This window comes from Bradyrhizobium sp. WSM4872 (assembly GCF_055811715.1).
On the sequence record NZ_JBVVPT010000009.1, the window covers coordinates 1 to 17687 of the forward strand.

General features: G+C 63.7%; 16 protein-coding genes. 7 read left to right on the top strand and 9 right to left on the bottom strand.

The features are described 5' to 3' along the window. Positions 1-222: 222 nt before the first annotated feature. Positions 223-882, bottom strand: a complete 660-nt coding sequence (locus tag AC0L3C_RS14675; RefSeq protein WP_473263559.1) for a TetR family transcriptional regulator — start codon at positions 880-882, stop codon at positions 223-225. Between the two features lie 231 nt (positions 883-1113). Then, entirely contained in the window at positions 1114-1962 is an 849-nt protein-coding gene (locus tag AC0L3C_RS14680; protein ID WP_473408310.1) for a VOC family protein, read from the bottom strand. Positions 1963-2172: 210 nt separating this feature from the next. Between AC0L3C_RS14680 and AC0L3C_RS14685 the strand changes: the two genes are divergently transcribed. Together AC0L3C_RS14685 and rbsK are read left to right on the top strand one after the other, a co-directional pair. Then, positions 2173-3066: a sugar kinase gene (locus AC0L3C_RS14685; protein WP_007593904.1), complete on the top strand. Its 894-nt coding sequence runs from the start codon at positions 2173-2175 to the stop codon at positions 3064-3066. A gap of 32 nt (positions 3067-3098) precedes the next feature. Further along, complete coding sequence (gene rbsK, locus AC0L3C_RS14690; protein WP_473408311.1) at positions 3099-4016, top strand: ribokinase; 918 nt, start codon at positions 3099-3101, stop codon at positions 4014-4016. Here the strand turns inward: rbsK and AC0L3C_RS14695 are convergent, their stop codons facing one another. Then, complete coding sequence (locus AC0L3C_RS14695) at positions 4017-5237, bottom strand: NAD(P)/FAD-dependent oxidoreductase (RefSeq protein ID WP_473408312.1); 1221 nt, start codon at positions 5235-5237, stop codon at positions 4017-4019. A gap of 227 nt (positions 5238-5464) precedes the next feature. On the opposite strand from AC0L3C_RS14695, the gene AC0L3C_RS14700 reads away from it, so the two are divergent. Continuing rightward, entirely contained in the window at positions 5465-6259 is a 795-nt protein-coding gene (locus AC0L3C_RS14700; RefSeq protein WP_473263537.1) for an enoyl-CoA hydratase/isomerase family protein, read from the top strand. A gap of 3 nt (positions 6260-6262) precedes the next feature. Here the strand turns inward: AC0L3C_RS14700 and AC0L3C_RS14705 are convergent, their stop codons facing one another. From AC0L3C_RS14705 to AC0L3C_RS14720, 4 genes are all read right to left on the bottom strand, one after another. Next, positions 6263-7603, bottom strand: coding sequence for a TRAP transporter large permease (locus tag AC0L3C_RS14705; protein ID WP_473408313.1), 1341 nt, complete (start codon positions 7601-7603; stop codon positions 6263-6265). Further along, complete coding sequence (locus tag AC0L3C_RS14710; RefSeq protein ID WP_473263535.1) at positions 7600-8181, bottom strand: TRAP transporter small permease; 582 nt, start codon at positions 8179-8181, stop codon at positions 7600-7602. The genes AC0L3C_RS14705 and AC0L3C_RS14710 overlap by 4 nt, the downstream gene beginning before the upstream one ends. A 171-nt stretch (positions 8182-8352) precedes the next feature. Continuing rightward, a complete protein-coding gene (locus AC0L3C_RS14715; protein ID WP_473263534.1) occupies positions 8353-9348 on the bottom strand; it encodes a TRAP transporter substrate-binding protein in 996 nt (331 codons plus the stop codon). A 62-nt stretch (positions 9349-9410) separates the two neighbouring features. Continuing rightward, the gene (locus tag AC0L3C_RS14720; protein ID WP_473408314.1) at positions 9411-11141 is read right to left on the bottom strand and encodes an IlvD/Edd family dehydratase; all 1731 of its coding nucleotides are present in this window, start codon (positions 11139-11141) and stop codon (positions 9411-9413) included. Positions 11142-11316: 175 nt separating this feature from the next. On the opposite strand from AC0L3C_RS14720, the gene AC0L3C_RS14725 reads away from it, so the two are divergent. From AC0L3C_RS14725 to AC0L3C_RS14735, 3 genes are all read left to right on the top strand, one after another. Further along, positions 11317-12021 (top strand): GntR family transcriptional regulator, encoded by a 705-nt coding sequence (locus AC0L3C_RS14725; RefSeq protein WP_473408315.1) that lies wholly within the window; start codon positions 11317-11319, stop codon positions 12019-12021. A gap of 30 nt (positions 12022-12051) precedes the next feature. Next, positions 12052-12225: a hypothetical protein gene (locus tag AC0L3C_RS14730; RefSeq protein ID WP_473263531.1), complete on the top strand. Its 174-nt coding sequence runs from the start codon at positions 12052-12054 to the stop codon at positions 12223-12225. Between the two features lie 121 nt (positions 12226-12346). Beyond that, positions 12347-14641 carry a PAS domain-containing protein gene (locus AC0L3C_RS14735; protein ID WP_473408316.1) on the top strand — a complete coding sequence of 765 codons (2295 nt, stop codon included), beginning with the start codon at positions 12347-12349 and terminating at the stop codon, positions 14639-14641. Between the two features lie 126 nt (positions 14642-14767). Here the strand turns inward: AC0L3C_RS14735 and AC0L3C_RS14740 are convergent, their stop codons facing one another. Next, complete coding sequence (locus AC0L3C_RS14740; protein WP_473408423.1) at positions 14768-15181, bottom strand: hypothetical protein; 414 nt, start codon at positions 15179-15181, stop codon at positions 14768-14770. Between the two features lie 289 nt (positions 15182-15470). On the opposite strand from AC0L3C_RS14740, the gene AC0L3C_RS14745 reads away from it, so the two are divergent. Continuing rightward, a complete protein-coding gene (locus AC0L3C_RS14745) occupies positions 15471-16742 on the top strand; it encodes an MFS transporter (protein WP_473408317.1) in 1272 nt (423 codons plus the stop codon). Between the two features lie 34 nt (positions 16743-16776). Here the strand turns inward: AC0L3C_RS14745 and AC0L3C_RS14750 are convergent, their stop codons facing one another. Further along, positions 16777-17598 carry an NAD-dependent epimerase/dehydratase family protein gene (locus AC0L3C_RS14750; RefSeq protein ID WP_473263528.1) on the bottom strand — a complete coding sequence of 274 codons (822 nt, stop codon included), beginning with the start codon at positions 17596-17598 and terminating at the stop codon, positions 16777-16779. Positions 17599-17687: the final 89 nt, after the last annotated feature.

Below are 17687 nucleotides of genomic sequence, written 5' to 3' on the forward strand. Positions count from 1 at the left end.
GGGGGGGGCGGGGGGCGCCCGGGCGTGCCGGCCCTGCAAACATTAGGGGTCGTGCGGGCGAAGGCCAGGACCCATAACCACAGGGTGAAGTTTGGCGAAGGCTGGTCGTTCGGGATTGGCACCACGCGCGATCGATGGATCACGCGGTATGGGTCCTGGCCTTCGCCAGGACGACGATGGAGAGGCAGATCGCGTCAAACAAGGAGACGAGCGGCAGCAGTGCTAAACCGTCTGCGCCACCGCGGCACGCGACTTCAGCGCCTTCGTCATGGCTAACAGCGCGGCCGACTGTCCCGTCAGCGCCGCCAGCACGAGGCCGACCATGTGGTCCAGCCGCTCGTCCTTGGCGTCCTTGGCCAGCAAATCGCGGCCGAAGATCACGCTGAGCGTCGCCGAGTTCGACAGATAGAAGAAGCACAGTCCCGCGATCGAGATGTAGAGCTGGACAGGATCGACCGCGACCTTGAAGTCGCCGCCGGAGACACCGCGCCGCACCACGGTGCCGATCATCTCGACGAAGGGCGAGTGCATCGACTTGACCTTGGTCGAGCGCTTCAGGTGCTTGGCGCGCGCAAGGTTCTCGGTCTGGAGCAACGACAGGAATTCGGGATTGCGCAGGAAATAATTCCAGGTGAACTCGATCAGGCGCCTGATGGCTTCGGGCGGGTCGAGGTGCTCGAGATCGAGCCCGCGCTCCTCGCTGCGGATCTTGTCATAGGCGCCTTCGAGCACCGCGAGATAGAGCTCGTCCTTGTTGCCGACGTGATAATAGAGCATCCGCTTGTTGGCGCCGGCGTTGGCCGCAATCCGGTCGACGCGCGCACCGGCGAGCCCATGGGCCGAGAATTCCTGCTTGGCGGCTTCGAGAATGCGCAGCCGCATCCCCTCGGGATCGCGCTGCCATTTCAGAGTTCGCTTTGCCGCTGCTTTCGCCAAACCGGTTGCTCGCTGGGTGGTCTCAGGATGCCGTGTAACACGGGAGCGCGCGTTTGAGAAACGTGGTCATTCCGGGGCGCGCCCTCTTGGGCGCGAGCCCGGAATCCATCGTGCGACAGGGCAAGTGGAGGAATGGATTCCGGGCTCGTCGCTTCGCGACGCCCCGGAATGACTCCCTCAATCCACCGGCTTCGGCGAGCGCTCCAGCAGCACCGTCTGGATGCCGCAGGTGCCGGTCCGCACCGTCATGATCCGCGTGCCCGGCTTGCGGCCGTTGCGCACTTCGCTGACGTCGAGGCCGGCGGCGATCAGGCGGGCGCGCGTAGCATCGATGTCGGTCACCCGCCAGCTCAGGCCCCAGAGGCGGTCATGCAGGGGATCGCCGCCCGCGACGGGACGGCGGACCACCTCGACGACGAGATCGCCGCAGCGGAAGAACATCAGCTGGCCCCAATCCTGATGCGAGCGGTCGAGCGCCAGATCGAGCCCGAGCCGCGCGCCATAGAGCGCGGCGGCGCGATCGGAATCCTCGGTGGTGATCGCGACGTGGTCGAGCGCATCGATCGGCCCGATATCAGTCGTCTTCGAAAGCGGGCGCCCATCAGCCAGTTCGAGGAAAAACATGCGCACGCCGCGCGTGAGCTCCGTGGCGGCGCGCGTCCGCTTCCAGTGCAAGACCGCGCCGCTCTCCGAGTCGCTGCTTTCGACCTCGGCAACCGGATCCGGCTTGAGCGCCACCCGCTCCAGCCGCCGGTGCATTTTGCTCATGTCCGCGACACGAAAGCACAGGCTGGCGAGCACGCCTTCCTGGTCGCCGAGCAGCGCGCGCATGCGGTCGGCTGTCACGCTGAAGCCGTTCGGCGCCATCAATTCGATCGTCATGTTCGCGAGAGTGAACAGCACCCGGTCGGCGCCCTCGCCCGAATTCTGCCAGGCCGGCGCGCGCCCGAGCAGCGTCTGATAGGCCGCGCTGGCCGCACCGATATCCCTGACCAGTGCGACGACGTGATCGAGGCCGGTGATCATGTTTCCCCCTATTGACCGGCCCGGAACCATGGACCGAGAGACGGCGTTTGTCCGGACTTGGCATTGCCCGGTGATGGTCGTATTCCGGCCGCATGCCGACCTCAAGCACTCCGAGCGGCGGTTTTGCGAATAATTTCAGCGGTCCCGCGGCGGAACCGGTGTTACAGTAAGCACGCCGGCCGGGACCACAAAGCGCATCACGGACAAGCAATGCAGGCTCTCTTCATCGGACAGACCTATATCGACGTCGTCTTCATTACCGACCACATGCCGACCGGCGACGAGAAGCACGTGGCCTCCGACTACGCGGTTTCCTTTGGCGGCAATGCGGTGACCGCGGCGTTCTGCTGCGCCAAGCTCGGCATCGTACCCGATCTCATCGCTACCGCGGCCAATGACTGGCTCGGCCGCATGTTCATGGACATGTGCGCGAAATATGCAATCTCGCTGCATGGGCGGAAGGTCAACCAGTCCTCGCTGTCCTTCATCATGCCGAAGGACGGCAAGCGCGCCATCGTCCGCTGCCGCGACGACGACCACATCCATCCGTTTCCGATGCTCAATCTCGGCGGCTGCCGCGCGCTGCATGTCGACGGCCATCAGCCCGATGCCGCGATCCATTACGCGAAAGTCTGCCGCGAGGCCGGCATCCTGACCTCGCTCGACGGTGGCGGCCTGCGCACCAACACGCATGAGCTATTGGAATTCATCGACGTCGCCATCGTTGCCGAGCGCCTGTGCGAGCAGATGGATCTGACGCCGGAGAAGATGCTGGACTATCTCAAGAGCCGCGGCTGCAAGATCGGCGGCATCACCATGGGCGAGAAGGGCCTGCTCTGGTATGACGAGACCGGAACGGTGCAGGTGATGCCGGCGATGCCGATTCCGCGCGAGCGCGTGATCGACACCAATGGCGCCGGCGACGTCTTTCACGGCGCTTATGTCTATTCTTATCTCGCCCATCCCGGCAAAAGCTGGCGCGAGCATTTCGATTTTGCCCGGGCAGCCTCGACCTTCAAGATCCAGCGTCTCGGCAACGAAGCCGGCCTGCCGACCCTTGTCGACATCGCCAAGGTCAGGCACGAGTTCGAGGTCAGGGTCTAGCGTTCGCCGAGGTCTCTCATCCGAGGTTTCTTATGGGGCGCGTCTTCGTCGCCGGCAGCATCAACATGGACGTCGTGGCGACGGCCGATCGCCATCCCCGGGTCGGCGAGACCGTCGCGGGCAAGCAGGTGCTGTATTTTCCGGGCGGCAAGGGCGCCAACCAGGCGGTGGCGGCGTCGCGACTTGGCGCGCGGACCACGCTGATCGGCCGGCTGGGCAAGGATTCGTTCGGCGGTGAGCTGAGGACATTTCTCGGCGCGCAAGGCATCGCGCTCGATTTTGTCGGTGACGCCGCCGAGGCGCATACCGGCACCGCCATCATCACGGTGGCGGAGGCCGACAACACCATCGTCGTCATTCCCGGCAGCAATGCGCTCGTCGGCGTCGACGACGTCGCGGCCGTCCCGCTGGCAAAGGGCGATGTCGCGGTCAGTCAATTCGAGATCCCGCTGCCGACGATCGCCGCGTTCTTCCGGCGGGCTCGCGACGCCGGCGCCACGACGCTGCTCAATCCGGCCCCGGCACAAACCATGTCGAGCGAATTGCTCGCGCTCGTCGATATCCTCGTGCTGAACGAGACCGAGCTCGGTCTCCTCGCCGGCATGGAGTTGTCCGACAGCGACGAGGCCGCGCGGATCCTCGACGTCGCGCGAAAACTTCAGGCGCGCGGGGACCAGACCATCTGTGTGACGCTTGGCAAGCGCGGCGTGCTGGCACTCGCCGGACGCGAGGAGATTTCGGTGCGAGGCCGCGTGGTGAAGGCGATCGACACCACAGGCGCGGGCGATTGTTTCGTGGGAGCACTCGCGGCGCAACTTGCCGACGGCGTCGACTTGCGCGCGGCCCTCGCCTTCGCCAATGCCGCCGCCTCGATCTCCGTGCAGCGCATGGGCGCGGGGCCGTCGATGCCGACGGCGGCGGAAGTCGCCGCCGTCCTCAACGCCGGCTGATCACGCCAGCGCGCCTTTCAGGTCAAAACTTTCGTCGGCGGCCTGCTCCGGCGTGATCGAGCGATCCCGGCCGAACAGGCGGCGGCCGAACATGTGGTCGCCGGCACGGTTGATCGATTCGATGCCGAGCAGACTATCGCCCTTGTAGCAGAACGCCGAGAACGCCTTGTTCGCCGGGCTGCCGCGCAGCACGACGCGGTCGTAGCCGGTCGTGAGGCCCGCGATCTGGAGCTTGTCTTCGCCCTGGTCGCTCCAGAACCAGGGATGGCTGTCATAGGCCTTGCGGTCGCCAGTGAGCCGCGCCGCGAGGCAGCGCGCGTGATCAGTGGCATTCTGCACCGATTCCAGCCGCTGCGATCCGCCGAAGCGCGGGCTCTTGAACAGCGCGCAATCGCCGATTGCCGAGATATCGGGATCGGCGGTCGCGAGATATTCGTCGACGATGATCCCGGCCGCGACCGGCAGCCCCGCCTCCGCCGCAAGCTCGATGTTCGGCAGCACGCCGACGCCGACCACGACGAGATCCGCCGGCAAATGCCTCCCGTCGCTCAAGGAGACGCCGGTGACCTTGCCGCCCTCAGCCTCGATCGCGGTCGCCTGCACGCCGAGGTGAATGCGGATGCCGGCCTCGCGATGCCGCGCCTGAAAATACTCCGAGACCTCCGCCGTCACCGCCCGCGCCATCACGCGGGGCGCGAGTTCGAGCACGTCGACCTCGAGGCCCTTGATGCGCGCGGTGGACGCGAATTCGAGGCCGATGAAGCCCGCGCCGATCACCACGACCCGCGTCTTGGACGGCATAATCTGCCGCAGCGCCTCGCTGTCGTCGAGGATCCGCAGATATTTCACGTCGGGGAGGTTCGCATTGGGCAGATCGAGGAGCCGGTTGCGCGCGCCGGTCGCCAGCACGAGGTGGCCGTAGGACCGCGTTTCGCCCGAGGCGAGCAGCACCTTGCGCCCCGCGCGGTCGATCGACACGGCGCGGCCCGCGAGCAGCTCGATGGTCTGGTCCTGGTAGAATTTCTCCGGCCGGAACATCAGGCTCTCCGGCCCGGCCGCACCCTTGATGTAGCCTTTGGAGAGCGGCGGCCGCTGATAGGGCAGATGCGCCTCGTCATTGATCAGGCAGATGGGAGCGGAAAAGCCTGCCTGACGCAGCGATGCCGCGACCTGATAGCCGCCATGGCCGGCACCGATAATGATCACCGGACCATCCGTCATCGGACAGCCCATTTCCGCAAGACACGAGCGTCACCCATGTCGTCTCCTCTCGCGCTGATTTTGGCTTGCTTGCCCAGGAGGAGCCGGCGCTCGTGTCCGTCCCTTTGGCGAAGGCAGGCCCATTTGAGCCTATCGTTCCGGCTTGCGCAAGGGCGGCTGGCGGGGATTGTCACCCCTCGCCTTCTGCGATTTAGTCGCACGAACGACCTCATGCCGGGGATTTTCCAATGACCGCTCCCGTCTCCCGACCCGATGATCCCGCCTTGCTGCGGATCGGCGGCCCGATCGCGACCATCACGCTCAACCGCCCCGCCGCGTTCAATTCGATCAATCTGGCGATTGCGCAAAAGCTCGAACAGCTCGCGGCCTACATTGAGGGCGCCGACGATATCCGGGTCGTGGTCCTCGAAGGCGAAGGCCGCGCCTTCTCAGCCGGCGGCGATCTGCAGACGATCGGTGCCGCCGCCGAAGCGGGCACGGTAACGCCTGTCGTCGGCGAGCTGTTGAAGCATTATCATGCCTTCATCGAGATCATCCGGCGCATGCCGAAAATCTCGCTGTCGAGCGTGCACGGCTCGGCGGCCGGCGCCGGCATGGGCCTCGCCTTCGTCACCGATCTCTGCATCGCCGCGGAGGATGCCAAATTCACGCCGGCCTACGCCAAGATCGGCGTGTCGCCGGATGGCGGCTCTACGGTCGGCATCGTCAACACGGTCGGCCCCCGCCGCGCGCTGCAGATTTTCCTGGCCGAGGACAATTTCACCGCGCAGCAGGCCCATGAATGGGGCCTGGTTGCGAAGGTCGTTCCCGCGGCCGAGTTGAAGGCGGCAACGCGAACCCTCGCCGAGCGTCTCGCCCAGAACCCGCCGGCCGCGATCGCCGGCACCAAATCACTGGTCTACCAAGCCGCCACGACGCCGGTGAAGCAGCAGCTCGACGCCGAGGAGCACAAGATCATCATGGCGATGAACACGGAGGAGTTTCGAACCGCCGTCAGGAAATTCACGAGCAAGAGCAAGTAGCTCTCACTGCGGACAGATGTACCCCGTCCCCGCCGGCGACTTGAAGCAGCCGACCGACTCGGGGAGCACCTGCCGCGGCAGCCACAGCACCACGCTCGGGAAGTAGATCGCGAACGCGATTGTCCCGAGGAACACCAGATAGATCGGCAACGCGGCACGTAGCGCCTTTGCGAAACTGACGCCGACGAATTTGGAGGCCATCAGCAGCACCAGGCCATAAGGCGGCGTGATCAGGCCGAAGGCGAGCGTCGCGATCAGCACCACGCCCATGTGAACGGCGTTGATGTCGCCGGCTTCCGTCAGCGTGTTGACCAGCGGCATGAAGATGATGATGGTCGGCACCGGCTCAATGAAATCGCCGACCACGGTGAAGAGCAGCACCATCAGCAGCATGATGAGATGCGGATCGTTGCCGGCGATCGAGGTGATCACCTCCGCGATGTAGCTTGCACCGCGCAAGTACGCGAGCATCCAGCCGAACGCATTGGCGGCGCCGATCGTGATCAGCGGCAGCGAGAAGATCAGGCCCGCAAGGCAGAAATCATACGGAATTTTCCTGATATGCCCGCGATTGAGCGCGGGGATCACGACCGCGACAATCCAGACCACGGCAACGACGCCGGCTTCCGTCGGCGTGAACCAGCCAGTCAGAATGCCCCCCAACAGGATCACGGGGATCATCAGCGGCATCGCCGCATCGCCGGCCGCGAACACCACCTGCCGCAGCGGCGCGCGCGGCTTGCGCAGGCCGGACGGGCCGAAGAAATAGCAATAGATCATCAAGCCGAAGCCGATCATCAGGCCCGGCACGACGCCTGCCATGAACAGGCCGGCGATCGAGACGTTGCCGACGGCGCCATAGACCACCGCGGTAATGCTCGGCGGCACCAGCGCCGCAATCGTTGAGGCGGATGCGATGATCGCCGCGATGAAGGCGGGCTCGTAACCCTCGCGCTTCATCGGGCCGCCCAGCGCGCGGCTCATCACGGCGACGTCGGCCGTGGTCGAGCCCGACATTTCCGAGAAGAACATGCTGAAGACGACCACGACCTGCGACAGGCCGCCTCTGATATGCCCAACGAGCGACACCGAGAGGTTGGCTATCCGGACCACCACATTGGCCGAGCTCATGAGTTCGCCGACCAACAGGAAAAAGGGGATCGCCAGCAGCGCCTCGGAATCGACGCCGTCGAAGATCTTCTGGATGATCGCGGCGAGCGAGACGTCCGACAGCAGCGCGCCGATGAAGACGCCGGCCATCAGCGAGAACGGCACGGGCACGCCGAGATAGCCGAAGGACAGGAAGCAGACCGTCATCAACGCCAGAACAATGGGTGCGCTCACGGCTGCGCCCTCATCTGCGCGTCGGTGATGACAGGCGACCCGCCATCCTCTTCGGGCGGCTCGGGGTGGTCAAAGCCGTTGCGCAGGCCGTTGACGAGCTGCTCGATGGTGAACAGGCCGACCAGCACGCCCGACAGCGGAATGATCGCGTAGAGCGAGGCGATCGGCGTGCCCGACGGCAGGCGAAAACTGCCGAAGCCGCGGAGATAGTTCTGATAGCCGTACACGATCAGGCAGAAGGCGACGCCAAGCACCACGATCCGGATGATGATCTCGACGATCAGACGCGGCGTGCCGTGCATCGCCTCGGAGATCGCGGTGAGATAGAGGTGGTCGTTGCGCCGGGTCGCAGCCGCGGTGCCGACGAAAATCGCATAGATGAACAGGGTCGAGGTCACTTCCTGGAGCCATAGCCATGGATGGCCGATGGTGCGGGTGACGATGTCGGCGGTCACCGACAGCGAGAAGCCGAAGCAGAGCACGCCGCAGAGGATCATCAGCGCGAGCTCGAGCCAGTCGAGCCCGCGCCATTTGAGGTGGCGTTGGCGTTGCACCAGCAGTTTGTCGGCGATGGCCATTAGTGTCGTCCCTGCCTAGTGCGCTACTGCGCACGGGGGCCGGGACCCATAGCCCCAGCTGCGTGTGGTCAAAGCAAGCTGGCGGCTACCCTGCCCCAAGCTCCGCCGCGGCGTATGGGTCCCGGCTTTCGCCGGGACGACTCGTGGAGGCACGGACATTTCGCCGGCGGCCTAGTTGATCGAGCGGATCAAATCCTTGATCTTCTCGGCGTGCGGGCCGAGCTCCTTGGCGAGCTTGTCGAGATAGGGATCGGCGATCGCCGTGAAGCTCTTCTTGTCGACGTTGTCGACGATCTTCACGCCCATCTTCTTCAGCTTCTCTGCCGCGGTGCGTTCGAGGTCGAAGGCTTTCTGCGGCTCCTTGGAGCTGACCTCGTTCCCCGCTGCCTGCACCCAGCCCTTCTGCTCGGCCGACAGGCTCTGCCAGAGCTTGTCGGAGATGAAGACCAGCGCGTTGTTGGCCTCGTGCTCGGTGATGTTCAGGACCGGCGCGACCTCGTAATGCTTGTTGACGAGGTAGACGTTGATGCTGTTCTCGGCGACGTCGACCACGCCGGTCTGCAGGCTGGTATAGACGCTGCCGAACGGCATGTGCACGGTCTGGGCGCCATAGGCCGGGAACATGGTGTCCTCGGTCGCGGTCGCCTGCACCCGGATCTTCAGGCCCTTGATGTCGCCGACATTGTGGATCTCCTTCTTGGAGTACATGTGGCGCACGCCCTGCGAGCCGGTCGCGATCACATGCAGACCCTGCGTGGTCTCGTCGATCATGGTCTTGAGCGCCGCAAACACTTTTGGATCGGCCAGGCCCTTGACCACGTGGTTCTCGTCGCGGAAGAGGAAGTGCAACGACATCACGCCCGCTTGCGGCGAGATCGTCGCGGTGTTCGCCGAGGAGATGATCGCAAATTCGACGTCGCCCGCCTTCACGAGCTGGAGCACCTGCGGCTCCTGTCCGAGCTGCGCGCCCGGATATTGATCGATGATCATGGTGCCTTTGCTCAATTCCTTGAGCTTTTCGGCAAAGAGGTCGCCCGCGATGGAATAGCCGGTGTTGCGCGGCTGGTCGTAGGCAAAGCGATAATGCTTCACCTCCTGCGCCGACGCGCCCGTGACGAACAGGATCGCGGCCGTTGCCGCCAGCCCAAGCTTGGATCGTGCAATCATCGTTTCCCCCTGTTTTAACGCCCGCCGCTTGTGCGGTCTGGGCTACGCTTCCGGGTGGTTGGTCACCCTCTCTTAGTTTTCTGCTCAGTCTTCTTCCCGGTCCTCTGCATGAAATCGAAGTCGCAGCCCTCGTCGGCCTGCATGATGGTCTCGTTGAACAGCCAGGCATAGCCGCGCCGCGCCTCGTCCGGCGTAGCCGCGGGTTTCAACGCGCCGCGCCGCCGTTCCAGCTCGGCGGCATCGACCAGCAGCTCGATGCTGCGCTTGGCGACGTCGAGCCGGATCATGTCGCCGTTCTTCACCAGCGCCAGCGGCCCGCCGACGGCGGATTCCGGCGTGATGTGCAGCACGATGGTGCCGAACGCCGTGCCGCTCATGCGCGCGTCCGAAATGCGCACCATGTCCTTGGTGCCGGCGCGCGCGAGCTTCTTCGGGATCGGCAGATAGCCCGCCTCGGGCATGCCGGGCGCGCCCTTCGGGCCGGCGTTGCGCAGCACCAGCACGTCATCGGCGGTGACGTCGAGATCGGGATCGTCAACCCGCAGCGTCATATCCTCGACGGATTCGAACACCACGGCACGTCCGGTGTGCTGCAACAGCTTTGGGCTCGCGGCGGATTGCTTGATGACCGCGCCGCGCGGGGCGAGGTTACCGTGCAGGACGGCGAGGCCGCCTTCCTTCTTGATCGGATTGTCGCGCGGGCGGATCGCGTCCTGGCCGGGCACGTCTTCCGCGTTTGCCGCGATATCTCGCAGGCTCTCGCCCGTGATCGTCTTCGCATCGAGATCAACGAGGTCGCCAAGCTGCGCCAGCAATTTCGGCACGCCGCCGGCGTGATGGAAATGCTCCATGTAATGCTCGCCCGACGGCTTGAGATCGATCAGCACGGGCACCTCGCGGCCGATCTGGTCGAACACCTCGAGGTCGAGCCGGTGCGGCGAGCGATGGGCCATCGCGGTCAGATGGATCAGGCCGTTGGTTGAGCCGCCGATCGCCTGGAGCACGACCTGGGCATTCCTAAAAGATGCCGGCGTCAGCACCTCGCTCGGCTTCGGCCCCTTGGTCTTGGCCATCTCGGCGGCCACCCTGCCGCTCGCCTCGGCAAGCCGAAAACGCTCCGCATGCGGCGCAGGAATCGTCGCGCTCATCGGCAGCGACAGGCCCATGGCCTCGATCATGCAGGCCATGGTGGAGGCCGTGCCCATCACCATGCAGGTGCCGACCGACGGCGCGAGGCGGCCGTTGACCGCCTCGATCTCGACATCGTCCATTTCGCCGGCGCGATACTTGCCCCACAGACGGCGGCAATCGGTGCAGGCGCCCAGCACCTCGCCTTTGTGATGACCAACCACCATGGGGCCAACGGGAATGACCACCGTCGGCAGGTCGGCGCTGATTGCGGCCATCACCTGCGCCGGCAGTGTCTTGTCGCAGCCGCCGATCACGATCACCGAATCCATCGGCTGCGCGCGGATCATCTCCTCGGTGTCCATCGCCATCAGATTGCGCAGATACATCGAGGTCGGATGCGCAAAGCTCTCAGCGATCGAGATGGTCGGGAACACGAACGGCATCGCGCCCGACAGCATCACGCCACGCTTGGCGGCCTCGATGATCTGCGGGACATTGCCGTGGCAGGAATTGTAGTCGCTGTATGTATTGGTGATGCCGACGATCGGGCGCTCCAGCGCGTCATCGGAATAGCCCATGGCCTTGATGAACGCCTTGCGCAGGAACAGCGAGAAGCCGGCATCGCCATAGCTCGTCAGCCCTTTGCGCAACCCACTCGTCATCATACCACTCCCATTACCGGGTCATTGTCGTACAGCCTGTCCCTTGATTGTCAATAAGACAGACGCCAAACCTGCCATTTCCGCATTGAAGTACTGGTAGACGACCGGATTATTGACAATCCGAGCTTTCCCTGCTCCACAGGACGGATCGGCCAGGCGCCGGGAGGCCGAGGGCATGTCCGACATTCACACCGCAGACGCCATGACGGTCCGGCGCGACGATCCGGACGACATCGTCGCGCGGCTCGAGGAGGACATCATCTTCGGCCGGCTCGCGCCAGGCGCGCGCCTCACGGAAGACGCGCTGATGTCGGCTTACGGCACCTCGCGCCACTTCGTGCGCCAGGCACTGGTGGATGCCCAGCGCCGCGGCATCGTCCGCCGCGAAAAGAATGTCGGCGCCACCGTGCGGTTCTACTCGGCCGAAGAGGTCCGGCAGATCTACGAGGTCCGGGAGATGCTGACTCGGCAGGCCGCGCTGATGATCCCCCTGCCCGCACAGCAAGGCCTGATCGACGAGCTCTCAGCATTGCAGCGGCAATATTGCGCGCGAGCGGATTTGCAGGACCTGCGCGGCATCCATGAAGCCAACGACGCCTTCCACCTCGCGCTGTTCTCGGCCTGCGGAAATCCGTATCTGGTGCGCTCGCTGCAGGACTACATGATCCTGACGCTGCCGATGCGCGCCAAGAACCTTGCCGACCGAGACGGCCTCGCGCAATCACGGCGCCAGCACGAGCTGATGATCGAGCTGTTGAAGGGCCGTGACAGCTGGGCGCTGGCGCAGCTCTGCGTGGACCACATGCAGTTCAGCAAGAGAGACTACCTGGCGCGGATTGCGGGTGGCGAGGTCGAACGTCGGGACGCGCCGAATAAGTGAAAGACGTCCACTTACAGCGCTGAGATTCGTTTGGACAAAGCCGCGATTTCGGCTTCCGCCTCGCGTTCCGAACCCGATCTTGCACCTTTGGCCGAGACGGTTTCAACTGTATGTTGGCAACAAACAGCTGGCGCACTGGTTGAGTTGCTCATGCCCATGATCGACCGTACGGCGGCGCAGAGCTGCGAGAATATCGATGATTGACCTGCCTAGCGCGCAACCGCCGGAGAGAGGCCCGCCGGTCCAGGCGCTCTTGCACAGCTGCGATTGGACCAAGTCACCGCTCGGCCCACCGCAGGGGTGGTCACCGACGCTTCGGTCAGTCGTGAGTCTGGCGATCGACTCGAAGTTTCCGATGTTCGTGGCTTGGGGCCCGGAACTCGGTTTTATTTACAACGACGCCTACGCTGAGATCCTCGCCGACAAGCATCCGGCTGCTTTCGGCGCTCGCTTCCAAGACATTTGGGCCGAGATCTGGGACGATATCTGGCCTCTGATCCAAAAAGCCATGGCTGGCGAGGCAACTTGGCAGGAGAACCTGCCGCTCATCATGAACCGGCGCGGCTACGATGAGCAGACCTGGTTTACCTTCTCATATTCGGCGGTTCGCGAGCCCACAGGCGAAGTGATGGGGATGTTCTGCGCCGTCGCGGAGACCACGGGGCAGGTGCTTGCAGAAGCGGCGCTGCGCGAAAGCGAAGCCAGGGCCGCGGCGATCACGAACTCCATCGACCAGATGATCTGGTCAACGCGACCTGACGGGTTCCACGACTTCTACAATCAGCGTTGGTACGAGTTCACCGGCGTACCGCAAGGTTCCACAGACGGCGAAGCTTGGAACGGAATGTTCCACCCGGAAGATCGTGAGGCCGCATGGTCCGCTTGGCGTCACTCCCTGGAAACCGGCGAACCGTATCAGATTGAGTATCGTCTCCGTCATCGATCCGGACAGTACCGGTGGGTGCTTGGACGTGCGCAGCCAGTGCGCGACGCCAATGGCGTGATCTTGCGTTGGTACGGGACCTGTACAGACATTGAGGACATGGTCGCCGCTCGGGAGATCCTGGCCCGATCGCGCGAACAGCTCGAACACCTTGTTCAGGAGCGCACGGAGGAGCGCAATCAGCTCTGGAGTGGGACCAACCTCTTGGTCGCGGTGGTTGCTTTCGACTCGACCATACGAGAGGTCAATCCGGCCTGGCCAGCGCTGCTCGGCTGGTCGCAAGCTGAGATCGTGGGACGACCCTATACGCAGTTCATCCACCCCGACGACATCGAAGGATCGCGCCTCTGGGCCAACGAACTCGCGGCTAACGATGAATCCGGCGAATTCGAGAACCGTTACCTATGCAAAGACGGAGCCTATCGTTGGATCGCCTGGTCGGTCACCGCCAGCAAGGGAGCTTTTCACTGTATCGGTCGTGACATCCATCGTCAGAAAGAGCAGGCCGAAGCTCTGAGAGCCGCCGAAGAGGCCCTCCGCCAGGCGCAAAAAATGGAAGCCGTCGGGCATCTCACGGGCGGCATCGCGCACGACTTCAACAACATGTTGTCGATCGTGATGGGCTCACTCGATCTTCTGAAGCGCCGAACGGTCGAGATCGACCCCCGCGCCAAGCGCTATCTCGAAGCTGCCATGGACGGAGCGCGCCGCGCTGCCTTGCTTACGCAGCGCCTCCTTGCGTTCTCCCGGCAACAGCCGTTGAAGCCCCAACCCATCGATATCAACAAGCTCGTCTCGGGGATGTCCGGGTTCATACGCGGCTCACTCGGCAGCGATGTCAGGTTAGAGACTGTGCTGGATTCAAACGTCTGGCGCATCTCAGCCGATGCAAATCAACTTGAAAATGTGCTCCTGAACCTTGCAGTGAATGCCCGCGACGCAATGCCGGAGGGCGGCCGGCTCACCATCGAAACTCACAACGCTGATTTGGACGACCGCTATCTGGCAAGCGAACCAGGCGTCCTGGCAGGGCAATATGTATTAATCGCGGTGACGGACACCGGCTCCGGCATGCCTGCGGACGTAATGGCCAAAGCCTTCGACCCCTTCTTCACCACCAAGGCTGTGGGCAAAGGCACTGGCCTAGGTCTCAGCCAGGTATACGGCTTCGTCAAACAGTCGGGCGGCCACGTCAAGATCTACTCGGAGCCCGGCGAAGGGACAACATTCAAGGTCTACCTGCCGAGGCTCGTGGATGCGACCGAGCCCGTTTTCAAGGAAAAAACAGCCGCGTTCCTGCCTACCGACGACAATCACGAACTTATACTGGTGGTCGAAGACGAGCCCGCAGTGCGCCAGTATAGTGTCGATGCATTGATTGAACTGGGCTACCGCGTGGTGGAGGCAGAAAGCGCAGAAGCGGCGCTGCAGCTTTTGGACGAAACCCCGGACGTCAGCCTGCTATTCACAGACATCGTCATGCCGGACATCAACGGGGCGAAGCTCTCTGAAGAAGCGCTTCGACGCCGAGCGGATCTGAAGGTTCTTTTCACGACGGGCTATACGCCCAACGCGATGCTCCAAAATCGTGTGGCAAGGCCCGGCGTGGCCGTGCTCAGCAAGCCTTTCACCGTCGAGGAACTCGCAGTGAAGGTGCGAGAGGTGCTGGACGGCTAGCCAGCGAGAGCGCACCGGTTCTGCGCAAGGGACTACATTGCGCCCCGCCGTCATACCCAGACGTCGCTCCCACGGGCCCACTCTCGCGCCCATTCCCGTCAGGCCACGGCAGGCCAGAACGCGCGTTCAATACCGCCTCAGCAGGCCGCGCTCCACGCTGGTATCGCCATAACCAGCGCAGGCCCCTTTCGGGTCTCTGATCAAGTCTCCACGAACACGCCTGAACGTTTTGGCGGCCGCGTCGGACACCTCGATGCGGAATTTACCGGGATCGGAGGTTTCGCCATCGCGGGCCTTGATGGCCGCCGCATAGGCGTCGATCATCGCCATCGCGGCATCCGTGCTGCCGAGAAGTCGGGCGCCGAGCTGGATGCTGCCCGCACCATTGACCTCGTAGCCGACGCATCGTTGTTCGAGCACCGCGGACGCGGTGACGAGCTGGTCGAGAAACGTCGCCTCGGCGTCGCTGAGCATCGCGGCTCGCGCCGGTCCCGACATGATCAGCGCGAGCAGTACGACGGCTGGCAATTTGAATTTCATTGTCCTGACTCGAGCGGCCGTGATCCAGGCGCCAGTTGCCGAAATGCGATCGCGCAGATCGAGAACCAAATGCCAAAGGCATGGTTGACCTGGATCAATGGGCAGGGCGGCCAGGCCAAAGCTCGGCCCTTGCATGCGCTCGCTCTCAGTGAACCGAGGCACGGCGTCGAGATTGGCATCAAAACCTTTTGTCAACCCATCGAAATAGCGCGCCGTCGGAAATAGATAGGACCGGCGTCCAGTCGCGAATCGCACGTTCTTCCCCGTATTCCCTCCCGAATGAAATCCCATGACCGAACAAACCCTGACCGAGCCGATCGTCGAGTCGCAGGAGCGATCCCGCGGCTTTACGCGCTACCAGACGATCCTCGTTGCGCTGCTGGCGCTGGTCCAGTTCACGATCATCATCGATTTCATGATCATGTCGCCGCTCGGCGCCATCATGATGCCGGCGCTCGATATTTCGGCCGCCCAGTTCGGCGTGGCGGTGTCGGCCTACGCGTTCAGCGCGGGAATTTCCGGCATCCTGGCGGCCGGCTTTGCCGATCGGTTCGATCGCAAACGGCTGCTGTTGTTCTTCTATGCCGGCTTCACCCTTGGCACGGCGCTGTGCGCGATCGCGCCCAACTATCATCTGTTGCTGCTGGGGCGGATCGTGACGGGCCTGTTCGGCGGCGTGATCGGCTCGGTCGTGCTCGCCATCGTCACCGATCTGTTCACTCTGCAATTGCGCGGCCGCGTCATGGGTTTCGTGCAAACCGCCTTCGCCGCAAGCCAGGTGCTGGGCATCCCGGCCGGTCTTTTCCTCGCCAATCAGTGGAATTGGCACGTCGCGTTCGGCGCACTGGTCGGCCTGTCGGTGATCGGGATGGCCGCCGTGATGCTCCTGATGAAGCCGGTGAACGGCCATCTCGGGCTGAAGCAGGATCGAAACCCGTTCCGGCATCTGATCGCAACGGTCTCGCAGCCGCGTTATTGGATGGCGTTCTCGGTGACGACCCTACTGGCGACCGGCGGCTACATGCTGATGCCGTTCGGCAGCGCTTACACCGTGCACAATCTCGGCATCGACATCGTGCATCTGCCGACGATCTATCTCGTCTCCGGCCTGTTCAGCATTGTCATCGGCCCGCTAGTGGGACGCGCGAGCGATACTTTCGGCAAATACCCCACCTTCGTCTTCGGCAGCGCCATGTCCATCGTCATGGTGCTGATCTACACCCATCTCGGCGAGGTGAGCCTGACGGTCGCGATCCTGGTCAACGTGCTGATGTTCGTCGGCATCTTCTCCCGCATGATTCCGTCGCAGGCGCTGATTTCCGCAATCCCAGAGCCGGCGCAACGCGGCTCCTTCAGCGCGGTCGGCGCGTCGCTGCAACAGCTCTCCGGCGGGCTCGGCTCCGTGCTCGCCGCCGCGCTGATCGCGCAGGACCCCGACGGTACGCTCCGGCATTTCGACCGGTTGGGATACGTCGTCGTGACGACGGCGGTGATATCCCTGATCCTGATGTATTTCGTGCAGAGGCCCATCGCGGCCCAGGCCGGCAAGCGCGTGGTCTAGGGCGTCGATTCTGACACCCTAGATTGGAACGCTCCTACCGCTTGGTCCAATCGATGATCCGACTTGTGTCGCCGTCGAACTCGTTGCTGCAGAACGCGCCGCCCTGATAGTGATCGCCGATCGGATCGGGCTTCAGCTTGGCCTGCTCGGCCATCGCATGCGCCACGTGGTCCTCGGAGCGCCCCGTGGGACGGTAGCCGAACTCGTAGGCGCGGTGATTGTCCCACCAGGCGCGCTCGTTCAGGGACACGCCGTAGAAGATCTCGAAATGAATATCGGGATGCTCGAGCCCGATCTGACAGAGCTGCACCAGATCTTCCGGCTTCAGCCAGATCGAGATCCGGCGAAGGTCCAGCGGTACGTCCCCGAAATTGCCAATGCGAAGGCAAGTCACCTTCAGGCCATGCTTGTCGGCATAGAGCGCGCCGACCGCTTCGCCGAACACCTTGCTGACGCCGTAGCGGCCATCGGGGCGCGGGGTCACGTCGGTGCCGATCTTGTGGTGGCGCGGATAGAATCCGACGGCATGGTTCGAGGAGGCGAACACCACGCGCTTGACGCCCTTGCGGTACGCGGCCTCGAACAGATTGTAGCCGCCGATGATGTTGGCCTGGAGGATGTCGTTCCAGGGACCTTCGACCGAATAGCCGCCGAAATGGATGATGCCGTCAACGCCCTCGCAGATCGCCTCGCACTGCGCCAGGTCAGAGAGGTCCGCCGCCTTGAATTGCTCGTTGGGGCCGAGATCGGCCGGCGGGCGGATGTCGCTGAGCAGCAGGTCGGGATAGATCGGCGGCAGCAATGTCCGCAGCCGCGTGCCGATTCCACCCGAAGCTCCCGTCATCAAGATGCGCATGTCATTCCTCGTCTTTGGCGACCGATTTGCCGTCACGTGTCTCTAATGATAGCTGGATTGTCCAGAGGGAACGAAACGAGAGAACCGAC